Below are 1603 nucleotides of genomic sequence, written 5' to 3' on the forward strand. Positions count from 1 at the left end.
GCGCAGCGAGCCACTGGGCAATATTTTTAAAACCGCTTCGCAGGTTGCCGAGAAATTCAGAAAAAAGGATTTTCTTGCCGGGGTCGACCTCTCGTTGCGCCTGAACCGGCCCGAATATCAAGTCAGGATCGACCGCCAGAAAGCCATGGATCTCGGGCTTAACCTCAGCGATATCGGGACAGTTGTGAAAACAATGGTTTCTGGCAATGTTCCTTCCTTTTTCAAGGAAGGAGCTTACTATTATCCCATTCGGGTCATGATGAGTGAAAAGGAGATTCGCGGCCAATACGACCTGGAGAACATTTACCTTTTTACGCCCAAAAGCGCCGCGGTGCCGCTGAACGCCGTAGCCCGGGTGGTGCAAACGGTCAGTCCTTTGCAGATCGACCGCAAAGACCAGATGCGCATGATCAAAGTCACGGCCAACGTTCAGGACAAAAGTGTGGGCGAAGCAACGGATTTGCTCAAGTCCGAATTGGCCGCCTTCATCTTGCCGGCAGGGTATCGCTTGAACTATGGCGGGCAATCGCAAATGCTGGGCGAAAACTCGCGGCAAATGGTATGGATTGTGATTCTGGCGTTATTTCTCGGCTATGTGGTTATGGTCCTCTACTTCGAAAGCTTTTTGAAGCCCCTGATCATCATTGTCCGTATCCCGCTTTCTCTGGCCGGGATGACCTTTGCCCTTTATCTCACCGGCACTCCTCTCAGCGTCACCGCCATGATCGGCGTTATCATGCTTTCCGGCATGGAAATAAACAATGGCGTGCTTTTGCTTACTTTTATTGATGAACTGTCGGCTGCAGGCGAAACAACCTGGAATGCCGTCACCAAGGCGGCGCTGGTTCGATTTCGGCCCATATTGATCACCGATGTGAACAGCATCGCCGGCCTGCTTCCCCTGGCTTTTATGTGGGGGGACGGCACGGAGTTGCTGAAACCCATGGCGGTTGTGGTCATAGGCGGGTTGATCTTCGGCATGTTAATGGTATTCATTTTCCTGCCAGTGCTGTACATGATCGTATACGGGGGCAGGGACAATAAACACCAGGTTGAAAAAACCGAAGCACCTCAGTTGGGAAGCAAGATTTGAGGAGGGATGTGAAATATGGGATCAACGATCTTTGATTTAAACAAAATGCAGGTTTTTCCGTTCTCTGAAAGAGATAAAAACGTCTTTTTCAGCGGCGCCGGCTTCAAAACCAGGATCATCGTCCTGCCCGCGGGCGGGAGTATGCCCGAATGTCCAATGTCCACGGTTGTGATATTTTACGTTGTCAGCGGCGACGTCTTAGTCACGGTTGATGGCGAAGCCAGGCAACTTAGCGCGGGGCATTGTTTGATCGGCGAACCGGGCCGCTATTCCATGCGAACCACTCCTGGGGTTAGAATGCTGGGAGTACAGATCGGCGCCGGCCGGACAAGCGAAAAAAAATGATCGGGCTTGCAGTGGCAACCGCGACCGTACTGGTCCTGTCGTTTTTGGCCGATCGTGGCAGGACTTTAGCCGGGTTGAAAAAAGGGGCCAAGATGTTCCTGAACATCCTCCCGGCCCTGCTCAATGTTTTGATCCTGGTCAGCGTTTTCCTCTTCCTTGTCCCGC

2 protein-coding genes are annotated in these 1603 nt (G+C 52.3%); both read left to right on the top strand.

All coding sequences use genetic code 11. The features are described 5' to 3' along the window. On the top strand, positions 1-1093 hold a 1093-nt coding region (locus NTW95_05150; protein MCX6556805.1), incomplete at its 5' end, for an efflux RND transporter permease subunit. Positions 1094-1108: 15 nt separating this feature from the next. Continuing rightward, on the top strand, positions 1109-1438 hold the full coding sequence (locus NTW95_05155; GenBank protein MCX6556806.1) for a hypothetical protein: 330 nt from the start codon (positions 1109-1111) through the stop codon (positions 1436-1438). Positions 1439-1603 lie beyond the last annotated feature (165 nt).

The organism is Candidatus Aminicenantes bacterium (assembly GCA_026393795.1).
Lineage (GTDB): Bacteria > Acidobacteriota > Aminicenantia > UBA2199 > UBA2199 > UBA2199.

Coding starts and splice junctions, on each gene's coding strand:
- NTW95_05155 (MCX6556806.1), top strand. CDS start 1,109: ATGGGATCAACGATCTTTGATTTAAACAAAATGCAGGTTTTTCCGTTC.